This is a genomic window from Archaeoglobus sp. UBA230 (genome assembly GCA_002507545.1).
Taxonomy (GTDB): domain Archaea; phylum Halobacteriota; class Archaeoglobi; order Archaeoglobales; family Archaeoglobaceae; genus Archaeoglobus.
Genome location: DAVR01000039.1, coordinates 1 through 4,580, shown reverse-complemented (window position 1 = coordinate 4,580; position 4,580 = coordinate 1). Strand labels below are relative to the sequence as shown.

Below are 4,580 nucleotides of genomic sequence, written 5' to 3'. Positions count from 1 at the left end.
GGGTGCTCCTCACTGCTTCAGCAATTACCCTCGCTGCCGTAATGTTCATCCTCTGTGCATCCCTACCAACTGTTCTCTGTGTCCCCTCTTTAAGTATCAAAACCGGTGTCCCCTGTAACGTAGCCATACCCCATCACCCCCTCTATTGCAAATATTGGTGGATTGGAATTTCTATATAAACCTTGTGGTCGTAATCAAGCCTCTCTGTCCTGACTGTTACAGGAGGCTGGTGAGATGAGCGAAGTTTCAGAGCAGTTCTAAGAATTCTTCAACACTCAATCCGGCTTGCTTCAGTATTATTCTGGGAGTTCCCTTTTTGAGAGATGGATGCAGGGGACAGTGACTTTGATAGTTCCCTCGTCGGTCTTCTTCCCCATTCGAACATGGCTGCCTTTCTGTCTGACCACTCTTAAGCCTGCTTTATACAGTGCTTATATAGTGCTTTAAAATCGCCTCTTCTCCCAGAGACATATTGGTAGTTTCAATAAGAGCACCTCAAAGAATAACCTCAACAACTTCAGCCTTTTTGCCTTTGATTTCGGTCTCGATTTGAGCATCATCAATATCGAGATAGACCTCAATGGCTTCTTTGATGTTCTCGATGGCTTCCTCTTTGGTCTCGCCCTGAGAAACGCAGCCCGGTAAGGCTGGAACGTAAACGACGTATCTGCCCTCCTCAGCCTCTTCAAGGATGACCTTGAACTTCATGGTTGTAATTTGATCAATGAAGTAAATAACTCTTGCCGGAGCTCAGAGTTTGGTAACAACAATCTTGTTCTCCTCAGACTAAACTTCGATTCCGACCTCCGTAATCCTCTTCTTGAGGTATAGCCTTCCAGACAGTCTTTGTCTATGTAGATTCTGCCGACTGTTACAAAACTGAACATGAGTTAATCAAGCAAACGAAAGCCTTATTAAACACACTCTGAGAAAATAAAGCAAGCGCCGATGGTGTAGCCTGGAAACACTGGGGCCTGCCACGCCCCCGCCCCGGGTTCAAATCCCGGTCGGCGCATTTCTTATTCCGATTCTAATCCCTATCATAATCTCAGCGTCGAACTTTATAATCCCCTACTTGGAGGTGGCGAAAATGAGGCCACAATACACTTTACATTCGCCGATTGCTACGTGTCTGCTATCAAAAACTTGAGAAATGTAGAGCCGTGTTCAGGAAAGAGTTGTCTGAAGAAATCGAAAAGGATTTTTCTTGAAGATTGCATTAAAACTAAAGATGCGGGGTGTAACATTGAAGAGGATATATTTTTTATTACAAAAGAAACAACTACAAGGGGCAGTAAAAAATTTTCACCTCATAAATTCCTGAGGCGAAAACTTTATATAATTGTTGTTGTAATAATAATAATGTTAATGGTGGCTGGCTCACAGCTGGTTCACAGCTGGCCACCATGTGTAGGGAGGTGGTGAGATGAGGAGAATGGATGAGAAGGGTGTGTCGCCAGTGATCGGCGTTATACTGATGGTGGCAATAACCGTCATATTGGCGGCAGTGATTGCGAGCTTTGTGTTCGGTATGGGGAGCAGTGTGAAGAAAACATACACAGTTGCGGCCACTGCATCTGAAGTGAACTGTAGTTCCACTCAATGTGACATAGTAGTAACTTTCCAAGGTGGTCCTGATGCAGATCTTGTGAGTCAGATAGATATTACAACGCCTACAGGGTGTACAGGTGTTCCAGATAGCAGTCCGAGTGTAGGAGATACCTATACATGCAGTGGAGCAGGAACACCGGGCAAGAATAACGACCATGTAGTTGTTAAAGCTACATTCACTGATGGAACAGAGCAAGTTATACTTGATACCTATATATAATATAAACTCTAATTTCTAATTTTTTAAAAAATTTATACTTTTCTACGGCTTTTCTGCATTTCTCCTTGAAGTCTGACCTCTGCATAATTTTTCCGTTCGAGGATTGAGTGTTTATTTGTTCTCTTATAAATGTAAAATCATTAATTTTAAAGCAAAAGATTGATAGTGTGATTTGTAATTTTGTTTATCTTCGTCACGCCAGTGGCTTACGAACATAACGACTAAAAGTCATGCCCCATCCATTTCTCCCATCTTGCTGTCCATATATCACTTGCACAAACATTTGAACCAAAATTGTTTAAATTTCCCCATATGCTTCAATATTTGCTGGTCTTACAGTCTTTGCCAAACCACTCAATGGGACAGCGTCTATCTCCGTTATTGTATTCACTCTCTTGTCCGGGAGATACTGTAATGACGCTATTTGGTTTGATGATGAGCTACCATCCATATTTTTTCAGCTTAATAGTCTTCGGGTTACCATTGCCTGTTGAAATAATCGGCAAACATATTTTCCGGGGTAAATTATGTATATATGCATCATCATCCTACCACTCTATGTTCTAACAACAGTAACCCTAACCTCTCTCTTTGTAGATATTTCTTCGTTTTTAAAATATGTGTATTTATGCCTGTCTACAGCTATATTGATCTCTCTCACGTTTTTTGACAGACTAAGCGAGCAAACAAAAGCAGACATCCTTCCTCTCGCTTTTCTGCCCATCATTCTTCTAATCTCCGACAGAACCCTCGGCTACTTCAGCCCCTACGACATCCACTTCTGCCTTCCCTTGCTGGACAGGTTTGTGGAGTTTCTGATCTATCTGAAGCATTAACTGTGCCCGAGCACAAACATCGGCGAAACCCTTTTCTTCTTCCTCGACCAAATCAAGATATGCCAAAGATCATAGAGGCTGTGTATGAGAACGGGGTGTTCAAGCCCCTTGAAAGAGTGGATTTGAAGGAGGGGGAGAGGGTTAGGCTTAAAATAGAGAGGAGAATGCTAAGATTCGAACCGATAGACCTAGGTGAACGAATCTCAACTGAAAAAATAGAGATGTTGAGGGATGAGCTGTGGACATCTTCTTAGACACGTCTTTCATACTCTCTCTGATAATCAGAACGGAGAAAACGGAGGAAGCAAGAAAGTTCTACATGGAAGCAACGTTCAATCCCGTTGCAAGCGTTGCGGTTTACGAGGAATCACTCTATACGGGTTTGAGACTCGTAGCTGAGAAAAGATTAAACATTAAGAACGCTTACAGCCTCAGAAATTTCATCAAAAAGAACCCAAACGACGCCTTAATAGCGGCAACATGCAAGCACTACGGAATCAGAAAGATAGCTACCTTCGACGAGGACTTCAAGCGCGTGGATTTTCTTGAGATCGTGAGAGTGTAATCAAACCTCCGTCGAAACCCTTTTCTTTGCTTGAGTTTAGTTAATTACATGCCCAAAATCATCGAGGCCGTGTATGAAAACGGAGTCTTCAAACCCCTTGAAAAAGTAGATTTGAGGGAGGGGGAGAGAGTGAGGATTTTGCTCCGGAGAATAGATCTCAAAAGGTTTGTTATGGCGAAAATGCCGGAGGAAAAAATTAGAGAGCTTGAAAAGAGGTTTGAGAATGAAAATATTTATTGACACATCCGTTTTCATAAGGCACTATTACGGACACGAAATAGCCCTAAAATTCCTGGATTTCGCCATAAACGAGAACAAAGCTGTCATTTCGCCGAACGTTATAGAAGAGTTATTCTTCAAGCTCCTTTATATCGAAACAGAGAGGATTTTTGGGAAAACCGGTAGGTATTCGGTAGCTGACAAGTTCGCCAAGTACAGTAGCGAGTACGAACCCGTTAGGATTTACCTGAAAGATTTTATCCTGACTGCTCTGGACTCCGATATTATCGAAATGGCAGGCATCACCAAGGACATAACCGAGTCTTCGGTGGACTTAGCTTTCAGGTACGGCCTCCTCCCAAACGATGCCTTAATCGCTGCCACATGCAGGCATTACGGAATCAGAAAGATAGCTACCTTCGACGAGGACTTCAAGCGCGTGGATTTTCTTGAAGTTATTGAGGTCTGACGGCAAAAGCTTTTAGATTTGAAATTGAATTAAAAGCATGGGAAAGATAATCGAAGCAATCTACGAGAACGGGGTGTTCAAACCACTTCAGAAAGTGGATTTGAAGGAAGGGAGAGAAAAAGTTTGCTAAGGGGGTTTTGTTAACTCATAAGTCTTTTAAAGCCAAATTATCATCTCACAGGCGATCGTAGATTCTTTCTCTTCTGTCGATTCGAGTTACCAAGACAATTCTCTTATCAAAATAAACCTTGAAAACGATCCTAAAATCTCCTACTCTGACTGCATAAGTGTCCTCAAGACCTCTAATCTTCCTAACATCCAGAAGAAAAGGGTCTTCCAACCTCTCAATCGCTTTGTAAATCCTTATTTTGTCTTTTTTACTCAACTTTCTCAAATCCCTAGCTACTCCTCTCTTTAGGACGACTTTAAACATCATCGATTCCTATCTCTTTTTTCAGTTCTTTGAGAGATATCGTCTCAAGCTCCCCTTTTTCGTATGCTTCTATGTCTTTCCTAATTTCTTCAATCTCTTCCTCACTCAGCTCATCGAAGATTTCCTCTTCGATTCTTTTAAGCCTTTTATCGATCTCCTCAAGCTTCAACTTGATCTCCTTTAAAATTTCAATAGCTTCGTTCATCATGTATAGTCCTGAAATTTTT

11 protein-coding genes, 1 tRNA gene and 1 pseudogene are annotated in these 4,580 nt (G+C 41.9%); 8 read left to right on the top strand and 5 right to left on the bottom strand.

Going from position 1 to position 4,580, the window contains the following annotated elements; genetic code table 11:
* Positions 1 to 296: 296 nt before the first annotated feature.
* A complete protein-coding gene (locus BP688_RS13535; RefSeq protein WP_349681820.1) occupies positions 297 to 407 on the bottom strand; it encodes a hypothetical protein in 111 nt (36 codons plus the stop codon).
* Positions 408 to 495: 88 nt separating this feature from the next.
* On the bottom strand, positions 496 to 708 hold the full coding sequence (locus BP688_RS11640) for a type II toxin-antitoxin system HicB family antitoxin (RefSeq protein ID WP_290596488.1): 213 nt from the start codon (positions 706 to 708) through the stop codon (positions 496 to 498).
* Positions 709 to 942: 234 nt separating this feature from the next.
* Between BP688_RS11640 and BP688_RS11635 the strand changes: the two genes are divergently transcribed.
* A tRNA-Gly gene (locus tag BP688_RS11635) sits at positions 943 to 1,015 on the top strand.
* A gap of 435 nt (positions 1,016 to 1,450) precedes the next feature.
* The gene (locus BP688_RS11630) at positions 1,451 to 1,831 is read left to right on the top strand and encodes a type IV pilin N-terminal domain-containing protein (protein ID WP_290624672.1); all 381 of its coding nucleotides are present in this window, start codon (positions 1,451 to 1,453) and stop codon (positions 1,829 to 1,831) included.
* A gap of 298 nt (positions 1,832 to 2,129) precedes the next feature.
* On the opposite strand, the gene BP688_RS11625 is transcribed toward BP688_RS11630, so the two are convergent.
* A complete protein-coding gene (locus BP688_RS11625; protein ID WP_290596490.1) occupies positions 2,130 to 2,282 on the bottom strand; it encodes a hypothetical protein in 153 nt (50 codons plus the stop codon).
* 76 nt (positions 2,283 to 2,358) lie between these two features.
* Here BP688_RS11625 and BP688_RS11620 point away from each other — a divergent pair, with 76 nt between their 5' ends.
* The 6 genes and pseudogenes from BP688_RS11620 to BP688_RS11595 all read left to right on the top strand — a co-directional run.
* Positions 2,359 to 2,667: a hypothetical protein gene (locus BP688_RS11620; protein WP_290596491.1), complete on the top strand. Its 309-nt coding sequence runs from the start codon at positions 2,359 to 2,361 to the stop codon at positions 2,665 to 2,667.
* A 59-nt stretch (positions 2,668 to 2,726) separates the two neighbouring features.
* Complete coding sequence (locus BP688_RS11615) at positions 2,727 to 2,921, top strand: antitoxin family protein (RefSeq protein ID WP_290623339.1); 195 nt, start codon at positions 2,727 to 2,729, stop codon at positions 2,919 to 2,921.
* A 65-nt stretch (positions 2,922 to 2,986) separates the two neighbouring features.
* Complete coding sequence (locus BP688_RS11610; RefSeq protein ID WP_349677320.1) at positions 2,987 to 3,232, top strand: PIN domain-containing protein; 246 nt, start codon at positions 2,987 to 2,989, stop codon at positions 3,230 to 3,232.
* A gap of 48 nt (positions 3,233 to 3,280) precedes the next feature.
* On the top strand, positions 3,281 to 3,472 hold the full coding sequence (locus BP688_RS11605; protein ID WP_290596494.1) for an antitoxin family protein: 192 nt from the start codon (positions 3,281 to 3,283) through the stop codon (positions 3,470 to 3,472).
* Positions 3,456 to 3,920, top strand: coding sequence for a type II toxin-antitoxin system VapC family toxin (locus BP688_RS11600; protein ID WP_290596495.1), 465 nt, complete (start codon positions 3,456 to 3,458; stop codon positions 3,918 to 3,920). Before BP688_RS11605 ends, BP688_RS11600 begins: the two co-directional genes overlap by 17 nt.
* 37 nt (positions 3,921 to 3,957) lie before the next feature.
* A pseudogene (locus tag BP688_RS11595) lies at positions 3,958 to 4,032 on the top strand (antitoxin family protein); the annotation flags it as partial.
* Positions 4,033 to 4,095: 63 nt separating this feature from the next.
* On the opposite strand, the gene BP688_RS11590 reads toward BP688_RS11595, so the two are convergent.
* Positions 4,096 to 4,356 carry a type II toxin-antitoxin system RelE family toxin gene (locus BP688_RS11590; protein WP_290596496.1) on the bottom strand — a complete coding sequence of 87 codons (261 nt, stop codon included), beginning with the start codon at positions 4,354 to 4,356 and terminating at the stop codon, positions 4,096 to 4,098.
* The coding region (locus tag BP688_RS11585) for a hypothetical protein (protein ID WP_290624670.1) at positions 4,346 to 4,580 on the bottom strand (235 nt) is incomplete at its 5' end. The genes BP688_RS11590 and BP688_RS11585, both read right to left, overlap by 11 nt.